Below are 17488 nucleotides of genomic sequence, written 5' to 3'. Positions count from 1 at the left end.
GCCGTCACGCTCACATCTTCGGCGGCTCGGCGCCGAACCACTTCTTGTAGATCTGCGCGTAGCGGCCGTCGGCCTTGATCTTCACGAGCGACGCGTTGACCTTCGGCACGAGCGCGCTGCCCTTCGGGAAGCCGATCCCGTACTTGTCGCCGCTGACCGGCTGGCCCGCGACCTTCACCTTGCCCTTGCCTTCGTTGTTCACGAAGAACAGCACGTTCGGCGTGTCGTGCATCGCCGCGTCGACACGGCCGGCCTCGAGCGCGAGATACGCCTGGTCGATGTTCGGGAACTGGCGGACTTCCTTCGGCTTCAGGTGCGCCTTGATCCAGTCGATCGTCGCGGTGCCCGTCTTCGCGGCGATTACCTTGCCGTTCAGGTCGTCGATCGACTTGATCGACGTATTGCCGGTCTGCACCATCGCCGCCAGGCCGCTGTCGTAATACGGCGCGGAGAAGTCGATCGCCTTCTTGCGCTCTTCCTTGATGGTCATGCCCGACAGCGCGACGTCGATGTTCTGCGTCTGCAGCGCCGGGATCAGGCCCGCGAAATCCATCGGCTGGATCGTGTATTTCCAGCCCTGGTCCTTCGCGATCTCGGCCCACAGGTCGAGATCGAAGCCGACGTACTTGTCGCCCTGCTTGAACTCGAACGGCATGAACGACGTATCGGTCCCGACGACGAGCGTCTTGGTGTCCGCGTGCGCGATGCTGGCGCCGAGCGCGGCAGCAACCGCGACGGCTTTCAGGAAGGAACGGCGACTCATGGTTTCTCTCCGCATGATTGAGCGATGTAGCCGGCCGACGGGCCGGCGGAACGACGACATCAAGCCGCACCGCAACATGCGATGTCGAATTAGACCTTAGTGCAACAAGTGTTGTCAATGGCGATACTACGACGCCAAAAAAGTCCGCAACAGATAAATACATCGAGACAAACCCAGGCCGCGCGGCGCGGATAGATCGGAGGAAAGCGGGAGGATGGCGGCCGAAATGCATGGTCCGGGGCGTGCTGCACCGCCCCCTTGGGGCAGGCCGTCCCCTTGGATGAAACGGATGCGCGGGCGCTGCCCCGCAAAATCGGCGGATTGATGGGGAGCGAATCCGTCGAGTTGATCGCATTCACAATCCTTGTAACGCGTAACGTTACAGGCTATACTCGCCTTGCGTCTTGTGCGAGACGCTTTGATTCACCACAAAAAAGGGGGTTTCCACTATGCGCAATTTCTATGATCAAGAGCTTTCGCCATAAAGGCATTCAGCGCTTCTTTGAATCTGGCTCCACAGCGGGCATTCAGGCGGCGCACATGAGCAAACTTAAGCGGCTACTGTCTGCGTTGAACCGGGCGAAAAGCCCGAACGACATGAACCAACCGGGGTGGCGATTGCACCCTTGGAAGGGAACCGGCGACGGTGTATGGTCGGTCGACGTGAACGGAAATTGGAGGTTGACGTTCGAGTTCGATGGGGAGGATGCAGTCCTCGTCGATTATCTCGATCCTCACTGACAGGCCGCCTCTACTACGGTTCTACAGTACAGCATTCATTACAACGGCTATGTCCATCATGTTTGACCCACCGCATCCCGCGGCAATCCTTCGGGAAGATGTGCTTCCGGCACTGAACCTGACGGTGACTCAAGCGGCAGAACAACTGGGCGTTTCGCGCGTCCAGTTGTCCCGTGTTCTCAACGAAAGGGCGAGTATCTCGCCCGATATGGCGCTACGCCTCGAGCAGTGGCTTGGTGTGGAGCGCGGCGGCCGAGCTGATTTCTGGCTCGGCATGCAGCTGGACTACGACCTCTGGCAGGCACGAAAGCATGCGCCGACGAAGGTCAAGCCTGCCCCTGTAGAGGCAGTGCATGCATGACGAGAGGCCAGCATTGGTTCGGATCCCTATTCAGTTAAAGCCCGCCTTGTGTGGGCTTTTTTCTTATGACTCGTCGTCTACGTCTTCCGGCCGCACGTAGACGGCGCCCTCATCGATCGGCATGACGTAGTAACCGCGTGCGGTTAGTTCGATCCTGAAGTCGCTGAATACCTGGAACAGCTCGTTATCGAACGGCAAAGATGTGACCTTGAGATCGACACGTTCCCCGGTTTCATACGACGTTCGGAAGAGTCGTGCGGGGGCGAGCTTAAGGCAGAAGTCTGAAGGGAGGGGCGCGGCAGATGGTGCGGGCCGGCACGACGGCCGTCCAGTGCAACGTGCGCGGCAGGATAACGACCGCGCCGTCGCCGCCACCCGCACATCGGTTTGCGCGGACGGCCGGCGATTCAACCAGGCGCCTTGTCGGGACGGCCGTGCGCGCCAAGCCGGCAATCGCCGGCGCGGCTCAACGCAGGTTGCGGGGTTCGCGCGCCATCGCCGAACGACGGCGCGCCGATCCCGCGTCGCTCACGCCGCGACCCCGCTCGCCTGATGCGACACGAGCCGCGCATACGCGCCCTGCCGCGCCATCAGCTCCGCATGGCGCCCGGCCTCGATCACGCCGCCGTGCTCCATCACGAGGATCAGGTCGGCATTGCGCACGGTCGACAGGCGGTGCGCGATGATGATCGACGTGCGCTGCGTCATCAGGTCCTCCAGCGCCGCGCGGATCTGCTGCTCGCTGATCGTGTCCAGGTGCGACGTCGCCTCGTCGAGGATCAGCACCGGCGCATCCTTCAGGAAGGCGCGCGCGATCGCCACACGCTGGCGCTGGCCGCCCGACAACTGCACGCCGCGCTCGCCGACGCGCGTTGCGAGCCCGTCCGGCAGCCGCGCGACGAAGTCGCCGAGCGCCGCATGGTCGATCGCGCGCTGCACGTCCGCATCGGACGCGTCGTTCGCCGCGAGCCGGATGTTCGCTTCGAGCGTGTCGTTGAACAGGTAGGTATCCTGCGCAACGAGCGCGATGTGCTGCCGCAGATCGTCGAGCCGCAGGTCGCGCAGGTCGACGCCGCCGAGCGTCACGCGGCCCTGCTGCGGATCCCAGAAGCGCAGCAGCAGGCTCGCGACGGTCGACTTGCCGGCGCCCGATGCGCCGACCAGCGCAACCGTGCTGCCGGGCGGCACCTCGAAGCTCACGCGGTCGAGCGCGGGCACGCTGCGCCCCGGATACGTGAACGACGCCACCTCGAACCGCACCGCCGGATTGCCCGGCATCGCGTGCGCGCCGTCCGTCACCGTCACGGGTTCCTTCTCCAGCGCGCGCAAGCGGCGCGTCGACGCGATCGTGTCGGCAAGCTGGCGCGCGACCTGACTGATTTCGGCCACCGGCATGAACGCGGCCACCGCGACCAGCACCAGCAGCGGCAACGACTCGCGCGGGAACCCGCCGCGTGCGCACAACCACGCGCCGAGCGCCGCGACGGCCAGCCCGCCGAGCCCGCTCGCGACTTCCAGCGCGGCACTTTGCGTCGACAGATCGTCGAGCAGCTTCGCGCGCTGCTGGCGGTACGCATCGACCTCGGCCACGAACGCCGCGCGCCGGCGCGCGATCGCCTGGAACGCGGTCAGTTCCGCGAGCCCCTGGATCGTTTCGGTCAGGTGCGCACCGAGCTGGCCGAGCGCTTCGCGCGCGCCGGCGCCGAGCCGGTCGACGTCGCGCCGGGCCAGCACGGGCGCAAGCCCCGCCCACAGCAGGAACGGCAGCAGCACGAGCGCGAGCGGCCATGCGATCGACGCGAGCAACACCAGCACGCCGGCCGGCACGAGCACCGCGACGAATGCCGGCGCCAGCGTATGCGCGTAGAAATATTCGACGGTCTCGACGTCCTGCGTCGCGAGCGACACGAGATCGCCGGAACGGCGGCGCAGCAGCCCGGCCGGCGCGAGTCGTTCGAGCGTCGCGAACAGCGCGATGCGCATTTCCGCGAGCAGCCGGTACGCCATGTCGTGCGCGAGCCACGATTCGAGCCAGTGCAGCACGGCCGCGACCGGCGCGATCACGAGCAGCGCGGCCACGAGCCCGGTGCCGACGTGCCCCGTCGGCACCGCGCCGACCACCAGCGCGCCGATCACGCCGACGCCGATGAACGCAAGCACGCGGCCGATCCCGAACAGCACGGTCAGCGCCACCTTGCCCTTCCACGGACGCACGAAGCGCAGCAGCGTCTGCAACGTCTCCGGCCAACCGATCGTCGCCGCGTCGTCGTTCAGCGGCCGCACCTGCGGGCCCGACGATGCGCGCGCGGTCGCGCCGGCCGCCGCCGTCGCGCCGACGGATTCGGCGACCGCTTCCAGCTGCGGCCCCATCAGCCGCCGATACGGGCCGTCGCGCGCGATCAGCGCCGCATGCGTCCCTTCGTCGACCACCTGCCCCTGGTCGAGCACCAGGATGCGATCGGCGCCGATCACGCTGGACAGCCGGTGCGCGAGCACGAGCGTCGTCCGTCCGCGCGTGAGCCGGTCGAGCGCCTGCTGGATCAGCGCTTCGTTTTCCGCATCGACCGACGACAGCGCCTCGTCGAGCAACAGGATCGGCGCATCGCGCAGCAGCGCGCGGGCAATCGCGATGCGCTGGCGCTGGCCGCCCGACAGCATGAGCCCGCGTTCGCCGATGCGCGTCGCGTAGCCGTCGGGCAGCGCCGAGATGAAATCGTGCGCGTTGGCGGCGCGCGCGGCCGCGATCATGTCCGCGTCGCTCGCGTCCGGGCGGCCGAGCCGCAGGTTGTCGGCGACGCTGCCGTCGAACAGCGTCGCATCCTGCGCGACGACCGCGATCATGTCGCGCACCTGGTCGGCAGCGAGCGTCCGCACGTCGTGGCCGCCGATCCGGACCGCACCGCCCTGCGCGTCGTGCTGGCGCAGCAGCAGGCGCACGATGGTCGACTTGCCGGCGCCACTCGGCCCGACGATCGCGACCGTCTCGCCCTCGCTCACCGTGAAACTCAGCGCCGCATGGGCATCCGCGCGGCGCCCCGGATACGCGAAGCTGACGTGATCGAACGCGATCTCCGGCCGCAGGCCCGCTACGCGCGGCGCATCGACGGAAGGTGCAGGGCTGCCCGCGTCGAGCAGCGCATGGATCGCATTCGCCGCCGACTGGCCGATCATCCCCTGATGCAGCACCGCGCGCAGGTCGCGCAGCGGCCGGAAGATCTCGCTGCCGGCCATCAGCACGATCAGCAGCGCTTCAAGGCTCATGTCGCCGTGCCGCACGCGCCACGCGCCCACCGCGATCGCTGCGGCCGCGCCGAGGCCGGTGCCGAGATCCGTGAAGAGCCGCGTCAGCAGGCCGAGCGCAAGCACCCAGAACGTGCTGTCCGACAGCGCGCGCGCCTTCGCGGCCAGCTTTGCGCCGAACGCGGTGCTCTGCCCGAACGCCTTCAGCGTCGGCAGCCCCTGCACCGCATCGAGAAACTCCTCGCCGAACGCCTTGAACGCGGCCGACCGTGCGAGCGCCGCGCGTTTGTCGGCGCGATGCACGAGCTGCGGCAGCGCAAGCGTGACGAGCGCCGCGACCAGCAGGATCGCGGCCGTCGGCACGTCCCACCATGCGAGCACCGCGAAGATCATGAGCGGCGCGCACGCGGCGATCACGAGCTGCGGCAGGTAGACGCCGAAGAAGGTCTGCAACTGCTCGACGCCGTCGACGACGGCCAGCATCACGCCGCCCGTGCGTTCGCCGCTGAACCAGGCGGGGCCGAGCGCGGCGATCCGGTCGAACAGCCGCGCGCGCAGCGTCGCCTGCACGCGGCCCGCCGTATGCTGCGCGAGCACCGTGCGGCGATGATCGAGCCACGCACGCAGCAGCACGCAAGCCGCCGTTGCAGCAACGGCCTCGCCGATATTGCGCGCCGGCGCGCCGGAAAACACCAGCGCCAGCACGCGGCCGAGAAATACGAAGCGGAGGATGCCGACACCCATCGCGAGCAGCCCGAGCGCGACGGCCGCCGCCACCCGCCAGCGCAGTCCCGCCATCATTGCCCATAGTCGTCGGTCGAAATACATGCAGCCCTCCAGTCGGTGTTTCGTTGCGTTTTTCTTGACCGGATCGAGGCTACCCGCGCCGCCCGCGCGCGGCAAAAGATGAATTTTCAACGGGTGTTGAGTCAACTACAATACCCCGCATGTCGCACCTCCCTCCCCTCAGCGCACTGCGTGCTTTCGAGGCGGCCGTCCGCCTCGGCGGGTTCGCGCGCGCGGCGGTCGAGCTGAACGTATCGACCAGCGCGGTCAGCCACCAGATCCGTTCGCTCGAGGAATCGCTCGGCGCACGGCTGCTCGAACGCAGCACGGGGCTCGGCGGCATCAGCGTCACGCCGGCCGGTGCGCGCCTGCTGCCGGCCGTCAGCGATGCGCTGTCGCGTCTCACCGACGCGTGCGCCGAGATTCGCGGCACCGCACAACGGCTCACCGTATCCGCCAACGCGCCGTTTTCGTCGATGTGGCTCGCGCGCCGGCTCGCGGAATTCTCGTCGCTTCATCCCGACACGCCGCTGCATGCGGTCGTGCTCGACGACGAGCCGGATTTCGCGCGCAGCGGCATCGACCTGGCGATCGTGCACGTACCGGCGCGCCGGCTGCGGGCCGACGACGACGTGCTGATGCGGGAAACCGTGTTTCCGGTCTGCAGTCCCGAGTTGTTTCCGTACGCATCGGGGTACGTATGCCGCTCGCGGCTGCTGCAGGAGATGCACGAGGACAGCCCCGAGATCGACTGGCGCAACTGGGCGTCGGAATTCGGCCTGCCGGGCGACTTCGACACGAAGATCGTCCGTTACAGCAGTTTCAGCCAGGTGATCGGCGCGGCCGTCGGCGGCGCGGGCATCGCGCTCGGCCGCGTGCCGCTGATCGAGCCCGAACTGCGCAGCGGGCGCCTGGTGCCGCTGGTGCCGGGCCTCGCACGCGACGCGTCGTGGCGCTTCGTGCTGCGCCGCCATCCGTCGACGCGACACCGGCTGCTCGACCCGTTGGTCGCGTTCCTGCGCAGCGAAGCGGACGCGCCGCCGTTCGTTTCGAAAATGGTTGCGCCCGCATCCAACGACAGTCACGCACGCGGCGCGGGCGGCGCCTGACGGGCCGGCATGCAAGGCCGGCCTCGCGTGGCCTGTCGGCCGCTTACGGCGTCGCGAAGAACAGCGCGACGACGCACGCCATCCCGCCGAACCACACGAGCGAACGCAGCGACGCCCAGTTCAGCAGGTACATCAGCGCATAGACGATGCGGATCGCGACGAACGCGATCGCGAGCTGGTCGACGCGATGCACGTTCGCGCCGTTGTGCCATGCGACCACCAGCGCGGCCGTGAACAGCGCCAGCGCTTCCCACGCATTCTGATGCGCGGCCTGGGCGCGGGCGCGCCAGCCTTCGAGCTTCGCCAGGTACGCGCGCGGCGTACGGTTGTCGTAACCCTTGCGGGCCTTGGCCAGAAACGTCATCGGGAACGGCAACAGCGCCACGATGAACAGGCACAGCTGGGACGTCGTCATCAAAGTCTCCTCCATTATGATTACATTGATCAATGACAAGATCGCCGAGAGCTTAGCATTGCGCCGTGCTATTCGCGCACCGGTTTTCTAGACGGGAGGCTCGGCCGAGCAGGCCGCGGGTGACGGCGCCCGGCCCGCAACGACGCCAAAATTTCCACCAAATCGTCGACAAATACGTTAATTAAAACTGGTCGAACACCAATAAGATAGCGCTCGACACTGGCTTGGCGCGTGATCGCGCCAGCCCGCCGTTTCCCTCCGCGCCGCCGCGCGCCGAACGACATCCGACCCGAGCCCTTGCCATGCCCCGTCCCATCGTCGCCCATATCCGCCCCGACGCCGTCCGCCACAACCTCGACTTCATCCGCCGCATCGCCGCGCAATCGCGCGTGTGGGCCGTGATCAAGGCCAACGCGTACGGTCACGGCATCGAACGGATCTACCCCGGCCTCGCGGCCGCCGACGGCATCGCGCTGCTCGACCTCGACGAAGCCGTGCGCGTGCGCGAACTCGGCTGGGACAAGCCCGTGCTGCTGCTCGAAGGGATCTTCGAGCCGGCCGACGTCGAGCTGGCCGATCGCCATCGCCTGACGGTCGCCGTGCACTGCGACGAACAGCTCGACCTGCTGATCGCCGCGAAGCCGCGGCAGCCGATCGACATCCAGCTCAAGATGAATTCCGGCATGAACCGGCTCGGCTACCGGCCGGCCGCGTTCCGCGCCGCGTGGGAACGCGCGGCGAGTGCGCCGTCGATCGGCAAGATCACGCTGATGATGCATTTCGCGAACGCCGACGAAGGGGAAGTCGACTGGCAGCTCGAACAGTTCGACGCGACCACGGCCGGGATTCCGGGCGAGCGCTCGGTATCGAATTCGGCGGCCGTGCTGTGGCATCCGCGTGCGCACCGCGACTGGATGCGGCCGGGCACGATCCTGTACGGCGCTTCGCCGACGGGCGCGTCGCGGGATATCGCCGACACGCCGCTGATGGCCGCGATGACGCTGACCAGCAGGATCATCGGCGTGCAGACGCTCGCGCCCGACGAAACCGTCGGCTACGGCCGCCGCTTCACGGCCGACCGGCCGATGCGGATCGGCGTCGTCGCGTGCGGCTACGCGGACGGCTATCCGCGCCACGCGCCGACCGGCACGCCGATCGCGGTGGACGGCGTGATGACGCGCGTCGTCGGCCGCGTGTCGATGGACATGCTGACCGTCGACCTGACGCCGTGCCCGAACGCGGGCATCGGCGCGAGCGTCGAGCTGTGGGGCGACCAGGTGAAAGTGGACGATGTCGCGGAAGCCAGCGGCACGATCGGCTACGAGCTGATGTGCGCGCTCGCGCGCCGCGTGCCGGTGGTAATCGTGCCGCCTGGCGCGTCGACCGTGCAGCCGGCGCTGCGGACCGGCAGCTACGGACGCTGAGCGGCGGCGGTGCGGCGGTGCGGCGGTGCGGCGGTGCGGCGGTGCGTGACCGCGTCGCCGCGCATGCCGTGCTACGTACCGGCGGGCCGCCTCGGTGAACTGACCCCGCGAAGTTGGACGGTTGAAGCATAGGCGGCCGCGGGCTGATGAACCGTTTGCTTGGCGGCGAAGAACCGCCAACGCGCGCCGACGCCGACACGGTACATCGTTGCGCAACGACGGGCTCCGACGCGCTCCCCGCCCGCCTCCGTCAACGCATCACGAACGCCACGTCGGCTTCCGCTTCTCGAGGAACGCGTCGATGCCCTCGCCCGCATCCTCTTCCATCATGTTGCGCGCCATCACGTCGCCCGCATACGCATAGGCTTCGTCGAGCGGCAACTCGCGCTGACGATAGAACATCTGCTTGCCATACCGCACCGCGGCCGGGCTCTTCGCGACGATCTCCGCGACCTTGCGCGCGACGGCCGCATCGAGCGCGTCCGCGGGCACGGCTTCGTTGACGAGCCCCCACGCGGCGGCCGTCGCCGCATCGACGAAGCGCCCGGTCATCAGCATGTCGAACGCGCGCTTGGCCGCGACGTTGCGGCTCAGCGCGACGGCCGGCGTCGAGCAGAACAGCCCGACGTTGATGCCCGACACCGCGAAGCGCGCGGTATCGGCCGCGATCGCGAGGTCGCACGCGGCGACGAGCTGGCAGCCGGCCGCCGTCGCGATGCCGTGCACGCGCGCGATCACCGGCACCGGCAACGCGCGCATCGCGAGCATCACGCGGCTGCACTGCGCGAACAGCGTGCGGTAGTAGTCGAGTTCGGGCTTGCTGCGCATCTGCCGCAAGTCGTGGCCGGCGCAGAACGCCTTGCCTTCGGCGGCCAGCACGACGCAGCGCACGTGCGGATCGGTAGCCAGCGTATCGAACGCATCGTGCAGGGCCGACAGCATCGCTTCGGACAACGCGTTGAACTGCTGCGGGCGATTCAGGCGCAGCGTGACGACGCCGTCGTGCGCGTCGCGCAGCAGGATCGGCTCGGCTGTCTGTTGACTGGGTTCCATGGTGTTCCGCTCGATGGGGTTCGGCAGGATTCGATGCGGCGCGAACGGATGAAACGCGTGTCCGTCCGTTCGCGGCATCGTTCACGAAATGGTCCTCCACATTCCGCACGGCGTCCAGCCGCGGCGCCGCATGCGCATGCGCGGCGGCCTGCCGGCCACTGCGCAACGACCCTGCCGGTCGCGCGTCAACGGCCCCGTTGCGCGGCTTCCGCGCGGCCTGCCGTGCTCGCAGCCAGCGCGGCAATCGCATAGGCGACACACCCGAGCGCCGCGACCGCCCATAGCGCATCGGTCAGATCCGGCAACAGTATCGTCGCGGCGCCTGCGACGGCCACGCCGAGCAGGCTGCCGGCCTGCCGTGCCGCGTTGAGGAATCCGGACGCCACGCCCGCCGCGTCGGCAGGCACCTGTTCGAGCACCGTCGCGATCATCGGCGCCACCGACAGCGCGGTCCCGGTGCCGAATGCGGCCATGGCCATCCAGACCACCGGCCACGGCGCACGCAGCGCGAGCGCAATCGCGATCGCCGGAATGGCCAGCGCGGCCATCGCGAGGCCGTTCGCCATCAGCGTGACCGGGCGAATGCGGCCATGCAGTTTTCCCGACAGCAGGTTGCCGAGCGACAGACTCAGCGCGAACGGCAACAGCGTCAGCCCGATCTGCCGCGCGCTCATGCCGAAGCACCCGTGCAGGTACAGGCTCAGCACGAACAGCAGCCCGAAGTAGCCGACATAGACGAGGCTGCCCATCAGGTTCATCGCGACGAACACGCGATTGCGAAACCACGCGAGCGGCACCATCGGATGGCGGGCACGCCGCTCGACGACGACCAGCACGGCGGCGGCGAGCGCGGCGATCAGCAGCGCGCACCAAACCTCCGTGGCGCCGACGCCGCGCGTCGGCAATTCGATCACTGCGAAACACAGCGCACCGAGCGCCGTCGCCCCGATGCACTGGCCGGCCCAGTCGAACTGGCGCACATCCCGCGCGGCCGAGGCCCGAACGAGCGCCGCCGCGCCGGCAAAGGCGACCGCACCGGTCGGCAGGTTGATCAGGAACGCGCTGCGCCAGCCGAAATCGTCGACCAGGATCCCGCCCAGCACCGGCCCCACGGCGACCGCGACCGACGCGATGCCGGCCCACACCGCAATCGCCCGCGCCCGCTCGGCCGGCACGTCGAAGGTGCTGCGCACGATCGCGAGCGACGCGGGCAAAAAGAGCGCGGCGCCCATGCCCTGCGCGAAGCGCGCGACCACGAGGATGGCCACCGACGACGCGACGCCGCACGCGGCCGATGCGCCGACGAACAGCGCCAGCCCGGCGAGATACACGTGCTTCGCGCCGAACCGGTCGGACAGCGCGCCGCCCGCGAGGATCAGCGCGGCGAAGCTGAGCGTATACGCGTCGACGACCCACGCGAGCTCCGCGACCGTCGCGCCGAGGCTCGTGCGCATCGCCGGCAGCGCCACGTTGACGATCGTCGAATCGAGTACCGCCATGAACATGCCGATGGCGACCAGCGCCAGCGTCAGGCGCTGCTCGCGCGCCGTCGCGCGGCTCGGTGCCGCGAGCGCGACGGGAGAAACGGGGACGGAAACGGAATGGCAATCGGACATGACACCTCCAGGCAGATGCCGGGAGTCTAGGACCGGGCGCGTGATGCGGAAAAGTGATAATTTCGCATTTGCCTGATGCAAATCTGCATCATGACTTCCCGCTCGTCGCCGCCTGCCCGATGACACAATCGATCCGCATGAACTGGGACAACGCCCGCTTCTTCCTCGCCTTGGCGCGCACCGGCACGCTGCGCGGCGCCGCGGCGCAGCTGAACGTCGATCAGGCGACGGTCGGACGCCGGATCGCCGCACTCGAGGACGAGCTGTCGGCCCGGCTGTTTCTCCGCACACCGTCCCTCTATGTGCTGACGACCGCGGGCGAAGCGCTGCTCGAACCGGCCGAAACGATGGAGCGGGCGTCGCTGACGATCGAACGCCGCGTGATGGGGCTCGACGAGCAACTGGCCGGGTCCGTGCGCATCGCCACGACCGACTCGCTCGGCAAGCGTTTCATCGTTCCCGCGATCGCCCGCTTGCGGCGCAGGCATGCCGGCATCGACGTCGTGTGCGTGACGTCGGCGCAAATCACCAACCTGACGCGCCGCGAAGCGGATCTCGCGATTCGCACGTTGCGGCCGGAATCGCCGGACCTGATCGTCAGGCGGCTCGGGCATCTCGAAACGGGCATTTACGCATCGCGCCGCTACCTGGCCGAACGGGGCGAACCGGTCGCGGGCAGTGCGTTCGACGGACACGATCTGGTGATGTACCAGCAGCCGGTGGTGCCGACGATGTGGGATGCGCTGTGCGGCGAACCGACGTCGCGCGGCCGCGTGATGTTCCAGACGTCGTCGACGATGATGCTGGTGGAGGCCACGCTGGCGGGCCTCGGCATTGCGGAGCTACCGTGCTTCCGCGCCGACACCGAGCCGGAGCTGGTGCGGCTCATGACGCAGCGGTGCAATCATTTCGACGTGTGGCTCGTCGCCCATGCCGATCTCTACAAGACCGCGCGCGTGCAGGCGGTGATCGAAGCCGTCGTCGACGAATTCGCGACTGCGGCGGCGGGCCGGTAGTGGCCCTCTAACGGGCCGGTGCGTCAGCGCGGCTGATACTCGCCATCGGCAGCAGACCAGCGAAACGTCTGGCGCCATTTGCCGCCGCGCTCTCGCAACTGCAAGTCGTGGAAGCCGTCCGTCGAGGACGACAGCACACTGAGCGCATTGCTGCCTTCCGTGATGTCGTGATCGCGCGTGCCGTTGCTATGCCAATCGCCGGCGATATTCCGGTAGTACATCATCGGTTGCGCGAACACGACGCGCAGTGTCTTGCCGTCGATCCGGAACAGGTACAGCGCCTCGAACGACGCACCACCGCCCGCATAGCCGATCGACCAGCCCGCCCGCACCCCGAACGCAGCATCGCCCGCCCGCAGCGTATACGGCGCGAGATCGAACCGCGACCACCGCTCGGGCCGTAACGCGCGATCACCCGACTGCTTCGTCTGCTCGAGATAGTCGGGGCTGTCGAGATTCGTGCTGCTCCAGTCGGTCGCCTGTTCGAGCGGCTGTTCGGTACGGGCAACGAGGCGCGGCACGCCATCCGTACCGCGCTCGAACACGCCCAGCCAGACGAATTCCTTCCGGTCATCGGCCTCGGCGTGGCTCTCGAAGCCTTCACAATCGGTAGGCGCACGGAATCGCAGCACCTCGCGCGCAATCTCGTCGGTCGGTGCCACGCAAACGATCGCGACGAACGCACCAGGGCGCTGCGGCCACGGTTTCGCGCCGACCAGCACGACACGCGCAAGCGGCTGGCCCGGGGCAAGCTGCGCCGCCAGCCCCTCCTTCGTGAAGCCCGGCGGCAGGTGCACGCCGAAGCCATCCGCTTCCGCGCCGCTCATGTCGCGCGCGTACGCGGCGCGTGTTTCGGGCGAACTGAGCTTCCCGGGCACTTGGTCAAGCGAATGCGCGGTGCCGGCCGCGTGCGCGGGGAAGCCCGCGAATGCAGCGCCGATCGCGATAAGCCACGGCATCAAGCGAATTGTCATGTGGAATGTCCTGTGAAGAGTTTCAGTGCGCAACGGGCGGTCACGTGCGCTTGCGCCCGCTGCGCCACATGCGCACGCCCGACCACAACTGTCCGACGCCCCCGACGAAAAAGACCGCGCCCATCCCGCCGATTGTCAGCGCATCGCCCCAGATCGCGCCGAACGTGTTCAACCGCGCGGTCATCTCCGGCGCGTCCGGCGCATAGCGCACCTCCACCGTCGCGCCGTCCTCGACGCTGACGTCGCCGCCCTGCGGATATTCGACGTGCTCGCCCGCGAGCGTCGTGAACGCGATCTCCGGATGATGCGGGCCCGCGTTCAGCTTGACGACGCGCCCCGGCACGACGACCGACGTCCGCATGAATTCCCGTGTCGACTGCGCGCACAGCGCGGCGCCGATCAGCATGCACGTGCCCACGATGGTAAAAACGATGCCCTTCGCGATCAGCATCTCGATGGGTTGGGCAGCAGCGCGGCCGGAGACGGACATGATCCGGTTCGCGCTACGGACGCGACTGGTAGAACGACACGTCGATCCGGGACTGTGTCTTGCAGCGATACATCACGCCGCGCCCCGTCTCGTCGGTCACGCCTTCGTACGGCCCGTTACAGCCTGCCACCTTGTACTGCGCGAACGGGATGCGCTTGCCGTCCGTCGGACGGACCAGCACCGGCATCCGCCCGGTCGGACCGTCACCGATCATGCGGACGAGCACCATGCGCGCCGCATCGATCGGCGCATCGGAACGCATGTAGATCGTGCGCCCCTGCGCGTCGGTCGTGCCTTCGACTTCGAGTTCCGGGTTGTCCTGGGCCGCGCGGGTGTAAAGCGCGAACGCATAGCGCGTGTTCGGCAGCGCCTGCCGGGTGGCGGGATCGTGCAGCACGAAATAGCATCCGTTTGCACCCCGCCCGGCCGACGCCTGCCCGTCGGCCTGCGTGGGGTTGCACGTGTACGACGAGCCGCTGCCCGCGGCCGCCGTTCGTGCATCCTGTTGCCCCGTGTTCGCGCATCCGCCCGCCAGCGCGGCGACCAGCGATACGCACGCGCCGCGCAGCAGCGCGGCCCGACCGATTCCGGTTTTCATTGGAGGTGTTCCGTTCCCGATATCGTCAATGCCGGGCGAGCTGTGCATGACGCACCGGCACGCCGCCCTCGGCACCCGGCAGGATACGGACATCGCGGCGCGCTGTAAATTGCGCCGGCAACCGGCCACGCGGCGGCCGCACAACCCGAACCGCAGCGCTGAATGCGGGCCCGCCGTCGAGCCCGCTACCGCGCGATACTCGTCAGCCCGCGAGCTTCTTCAGCGCGTCGAGCACCGCATCGCCCTTGAACGGCTTCACGATCCAGCCCTTCACGCCGGCGGCCTTGCCGCGCTCCTTCATCGCCGGGCTGCTCTCGGTCGTCAGCATCACGACGTTGACCGCCGTGTTCGCCAGTTCGCCGCGAATCTTCTCGACCATCGTCAGGCCGTCCATGTTCGGCATGTTCACGTCGCTGATCACGAGGCGCACGCCGGGCGTCGCCTTGAGCTTCGCGAGCCCGTCCTTGCCGTCGACGGCCGTCGCGACGTCGAGCCCGTGATTGCGCAGGAAGCCCGCCACTTCGTCGCGCACCGTGCCCGAATCGTCGACCACCAGAATCTTTGCCATGTCGTATTCCCCTTTCGTCGTTGCTGACTTCAACATTCAAAACAGTTCGAGTTCGCCCGATTCGACCATCGGCCCGACGTCCTGCACCGATTCGCGGAAATCCTCCGGCGACCAGCTCAGGCTGAACACGAAACGCTGGTCGAGACAGACCGAGCGCCCCGAGGCCGGATCGGTCATCCGGTACTTGAAACAGAGCTGCGGACAGTCACCGCCGAACGAGATGAACTTCTGCTTGTGATTGACGACGAGCGGCACCTGCACCGGATGGCGCGCCAGTGCCTCGGCATCGCCGAGATAGCGGTTCTTGAACGCGCCCCACACGAGGTTGGTCAGCTCGCCGAGCACGCTGTTCACGTCGCGGAAATCCGGCGCGCGGCCGCCGTCGCGCGTGCCGCCGAGCATGTCGAGCAGCGGCTGCTCGCTCGTCTGCAACAGCATGTAGCCGCGGCACCACGCGCTTTCGAGCGCGATCAGGCTGAACACCTCGCCGAAGATGATCTGGTCGCGGACGATGCACGGCGTGTCGTGCTCGATCGTCATGCCCGGAAACAGGCTGTCGATGCGTGCCTCGGTGATCTCCGCAATGCCGCGCACGAGCGCGTTCGGGTAGTCGCGGCCGAACAGGTATTCGTCGATCGCGCGCTTGAGCGGCGTCATGTCGTCGGCGACGTAGGCCGCGCACGCGACACGGGCGAGCGCATCGGGCAGCCCGTCGCGCGACGCGAGCGATTCGCGACGCAGGATGATCGGCAGCTCGGGCCGCAGCGCATCGATCTGCGTCGCGATGATCGCGCTCTCGGCCGGCGATCCGCCGTAATCCTCGGCGAGCAGGATCGCGCCGAGATCGATGTTCGAGCGCAGCACCTTCAGCAGCCGGCTGCGCCGCACGGTCAGGCCGACCAGGTTGTGCTCGTCGCAGAAACGCTTGATCGCGTCAGCGTGCACGCGGCTGTCGTCGAGCACGAGCACCTTGCTGACGGGTTGGTCTTCGGTCATCTGATGGATTCCTGATGGTCGGTCAGAACAGTTCGAGCTCGCCGCCGGTTTCCACCGTGGCCGTTTCCGGCACGTGGAAATCGACCGGCGCGTTCGCGCACACGCACAGCGTCGCGCCGACCCGCACGTCGTCGCCGAGCGTCAGGTCGTACGCGGCCACGTAATCGGGCGAGAGCGCGGGCATGGAGTCGATGCTCGCGCCGCTCAGCAGGTAAGGCGTCGACATCCCGAGATCGGGAAACGGCGCGGTCAGCGCCTGGTTGATCGCGCCGCAACACAGGTTCGCGACTTCCATGAACGCATCGGTCAGCGGCCGCTGGTTGCTCGCGCCTGCCGTCGTGCCCGCGAAATGGCGGCGCGTCGCGTCGTCGTCGCTGAAGCGCAACGCGAGCAGCAGGCGGAAATGCAGCGCTGAGATCGTCAGCACGACGACATGTTCGGCCACTTTCGGCTTCGATCGCGACTTCGCGTGCACGCGATCCGGCGCGTCGGGTTCGTGACCGGCGGCTGGCCGGATGTCGCACGCGCCGCCGGCGGCGAGCCGCGTGCGCGCAGCATCGAAAAAGATCCGCTCGAAACCGGCCCTCGCCTGCGCACTGATCACGCGGCTGCTCCTTCGATCCGTGCGTGCAGTTGCCCGGCCAGCGTCTCGACGGTCGCGAGCGCGGCCGTGATCATCTTGCCGCCAGCCTGGATGTCCTGGAACGTCGCGGCCGTCACGAGATCGTTGCGGTTCAGGCTGTCGCGATAGCTGTTCGACAGTTCCTGCGAGCGGGCGGCCAGCCCGCGCACTTCGCTCGCGACGATCGAGAAACCGCGGCCGGCAGTGCCTGCACGCGCAGCCTCGATCGACGCGTTCAGCGACACGATCGACACGTGCGCGACGATCGCCGACAGCTCCTGGTTCTTCGAGCGCATGTCCTGGTTCTGCGTGGTCAGCGAGATCATCTGCTCGTGCCAGCGCTCGAACGTGCCGGCGAGCCCGCGCAGGCGCGCGGCTTCGTCGGCGATCTTCATCGCATGCTGCGCGAGCGCCGCGCGGTCGGCCGACAGCGCCTGCAACGCGTCGCGCTGCGCACCGTTCGCGGCTGCCTCGCGCGTCAGCGCCTCCTCGAGCTGCGCCTCGCGTTGCGCCCATGCGTCGGCCGCTTCCGCATGCGCCGACGCCGCTTCTACCGCCCGCCCATCGGCCCCGTGGAGCGCATCGCGCAACGCTTGCGCGTCGCGCTCCAGCGCCGCGACGAGCCGTTTGCGCGTCACGCGAAAAACGATCGCCGCCGCCACCGCGACGACCCCGCCCCCCGCCAGCGCGGCGGCGATCTGACTCATCCACGCCTG

The 17488-nt window shown here is 68.2% G+C and carries 17 protein-coding genes; 5 read left to right on the top strand and 12 right to left on the bottom strand.

Annotated elements, in window-relative coordinates; translation table 11 throughout:
• Positions 1-10 precede the first annotated feature (10 nt).
• A complete protein-coding gene (gene glnH / locus HWW87_RS04210) occupies positions 11-763 on the bottom strand; it encodes a glutamine ABC transporter substrate-binding protein GlnH (protein WP_175819363.1) in 753 nt (250 codons plus the stop codon).
• Between the two features lie 462 nt (positions 764-1225).
• Here glnH and HWW87_RS04205 point away from each other — a divergent pair, with 462 nt between their 5' ends.
• Both HWW87_RS04205 and HWW87_RS04200 read left to right on the top strand, forming a co-directional pair.
• Positions 1226-1504 carry a type II toxin-antitoxin system RelE/ParE family toxin gene (locus HWW87_RS04205; RefSeq protein ID WP_074803724.1) on the top strand — a complete coding sequence of 93 codons (279 nt, stop codon included), beginning with the start codon at positions 1226-1228 and terminating at the stop codon, positions 1502-1504.
• A 49-nt stretch (positions 1505-1553) separates the two neighbouring features.
• The gene (locus HWW87_RS04200; protein ID WP_175819362.1) at positions 1554-1865 is read left to right on the top strand and encodes a HigA family addiction module antitoxin; all 312 of its coding nucleotides are present in this window, start codon (positions 1554-1556) and stop codon (positions 1863-1865) included.
• A gap of 528 nt (positions 1866-2393) precedes the next feature.
• Here the strand turns inward: HWW87_RS04200 and HWW87_RS04195 are convergent.
• Complete coding sequence (locus HWW87_RS04195; RefSeq protein ID WP_175819361.1) at positions 2394-5933, bottom strand: ABC transporter ATP-binding protein; 3540 nt, start codon at positions 5931-5933, stop codon at positions 2394-2396.
• A 119-nt stretch (positions 5934-6052) separates the two neighbouring features.
• On the opposite strand from HWW87_RS04195, the gene HWW87_RS04190 reads away from it, so the two are divergent.
• A complete protein-coding gene (locus HWW87_RS04190; RefSeq protein WP_174388477.1) occupies positions 6053-7000 on the top strand; it encodes a LysR family transcriptional regulator in 948 nt (315 codons plus the stop codon).
• A gap of 43 nt (positions 7001-7043) precedes the next feature.
• On the opposite strand, the gene HWW87_RS04185 is transcribed toward HWW87_RS04190, so the two are convergent.
• The gene (locus tag HWW87_RS04185) at positions 7044-7415 is read right to left on the bottom strand and encodes an MAPEG family protein (RefSeq protein ID WP_027782754.1); all 372 of its coding nucleotides are present in this window, start codon (positions 7413-7415) and stop codon (positions 7044-7046) included.
• 302 nt (positions 7416-7717) lie between these two features.
• On the opposite strand from HWW87_RS04185, the gene alr reads away from it, so the two are divergent.
• A complete protein-coding gene (alr, locus tag HWW87_RS04180) occupies positions 7718-8839 on the top strand; it encodes an alanine racemase (RefSeq protein ID WP_175819360.1) in 1122 nt (373 codons plus the stop codon).
• A gap of 258 nt (positions 8840-9097) precedes the next feature.
• Here the strand turns inward: alr and HWW87_RS04175 are convergent, their stop codons facing one another.
• Both HWW87_RS04175 and HWW87_RS04170 read right to left on the bottom strand, forming a co-directional pair.
• Entirely contained in the window at positions 9098-9892 is a 795-nt protein-coding gene (locus HWW87_RS04175) for an enoyl-CoA hydratase (protein WP_175819359.1), read from the bottom strand.
• A gap of 185 nt (positions 9893-10077) precedes the next feature.
• Positions 10078-11508, bottom strand: coding sequence for an MFS transporter (locus HWW87_RS04170; RefSeq protein ID WP_175819358.1), 1431 nt, complete (start codon positions 11506-11508; stop codon positions 10078-10080).
• Between the two features lie 137 nt (positions 11509-11645).
• Between HWW87_RS04170 and HWW87_RS04165 the strand changes: the two genes are divergently transcribed.
• Positions 11646-12524 carry a LysR family transcriptional regulator gene (locus tag HWW87_RS04165; RefSeq protein WP_175819357.1) on the top strand — a complete coding sequence of 293 codons (879 nt, stop codon included), beginning with the start codon at positions 11646-11648 and terminating at the stop codon, positions 12522-12524.
• A 23-nt stretch (positions 12525-12547) separates the two neighbouring features.
• Here HWW87_RS04165 and HWW87_RS04160 read toward each other — a convergent pair whose 3' ends face one another.
• The 7 genes from HWW87_RS04160 to HWW87_RS04130 all read right to left on the bottom strand — a co-directional run bounded on the left by HWW87_RS04160 (position 12548) and on the right by HWW87_RS04130 (position 17479).
• Entirely contained in the window at positions 12548-13498 is a 951-nt protein-coding gene (locus HWW87_RS04160) for a hypothetical protein (RefSeq protein ID WP_175819356.1), read from the bottom strand.
• 40 nt (positions 13499-13538) lie between these two features.
• Positions 13539-13991 carry a DUF3592 domain-containing protein gene (locus tag HWW87_RS04155; protein ID WP_175820668.1) on the bottom strand — a complete coding sequence of 151 codons (453 nt, stop codon included), beginning with the start codon at positions 13989-13991 and terminating at the stop codon, positions 13539-13541.
• Between the two features lie 10 nt (positions 13992-14001).
• The gene (locus HWW87_RS04150; RefSeq protein ID WP_175819355.1) at positions 14002-14586 is read right to left on the bottom strand and encodes a hypothetical protein; all 585 of its coding nucleotides are present in this window, start codon (positions 14584-14586) and stop codon (positions 14002-14004) included.
• 202 nt (positions 14587-14788) lie between these two features.
• On the bottom strand, positions 14789-15154 hold the full coding sequence (locus HWW87_RS04145; protein WP_006486240.1) for a response regulator: 366 nt from the start codon (positions 15152-15154) through the stop codon (positions 14789-14791).
• A gap of 36 nt (positions 15155-15190) precedes the next feature.
• Positions 15191-16150, bottom strand: a complete 960-nt coding sequence (locus HWW87_RS04140; protein ID WP_175819354.1) for a chemotaxis protein CheX — start codon at positions 16148-16150, stop codon at positions 15191-15193.
• A 22-nt stretch (positions 16151-16172) separates the two neighbouring features.
• Complete coding sequence (locus HWW87_RS04135; protein ID WP_175819353.1) at positions 16173-16754, bottom strand: hypothetical protein; 582 nt, start codon at positions 16752-16754, stop codon at positions 16173-16175.
• The gene (locus HWW87_RS04130) at positions 16751-17479 is read right to left on the bottom strand and encodes a methyl-accepting chemotaxis protein (RefSeq protein WP_175819352.1); all 729 of its coding nucleotides are present in this window, start codon (positions 17477-17479) and stop codon (positions 16751-16753) included. Before HWW87_RS04130 ends, HWW87_RS04135 begins: the two co-directional genes overlap by 4 nt.
• Positions 17480-17488: the final 9 nt, after the last annotated feature.

The sequence above is a fragment of the Burkholderia sp. BCC0419 genome (assembly GCF_902830285.1).
Classification (GTDB): Bacteria; Pseudomonadota; Gammaproteobacteria; order Burkholderiales; family Burkholderiaceae; genus Burkholderia.
This window is presented reverse-complemented; position numbering and strand designations above follow the sequence as displayed.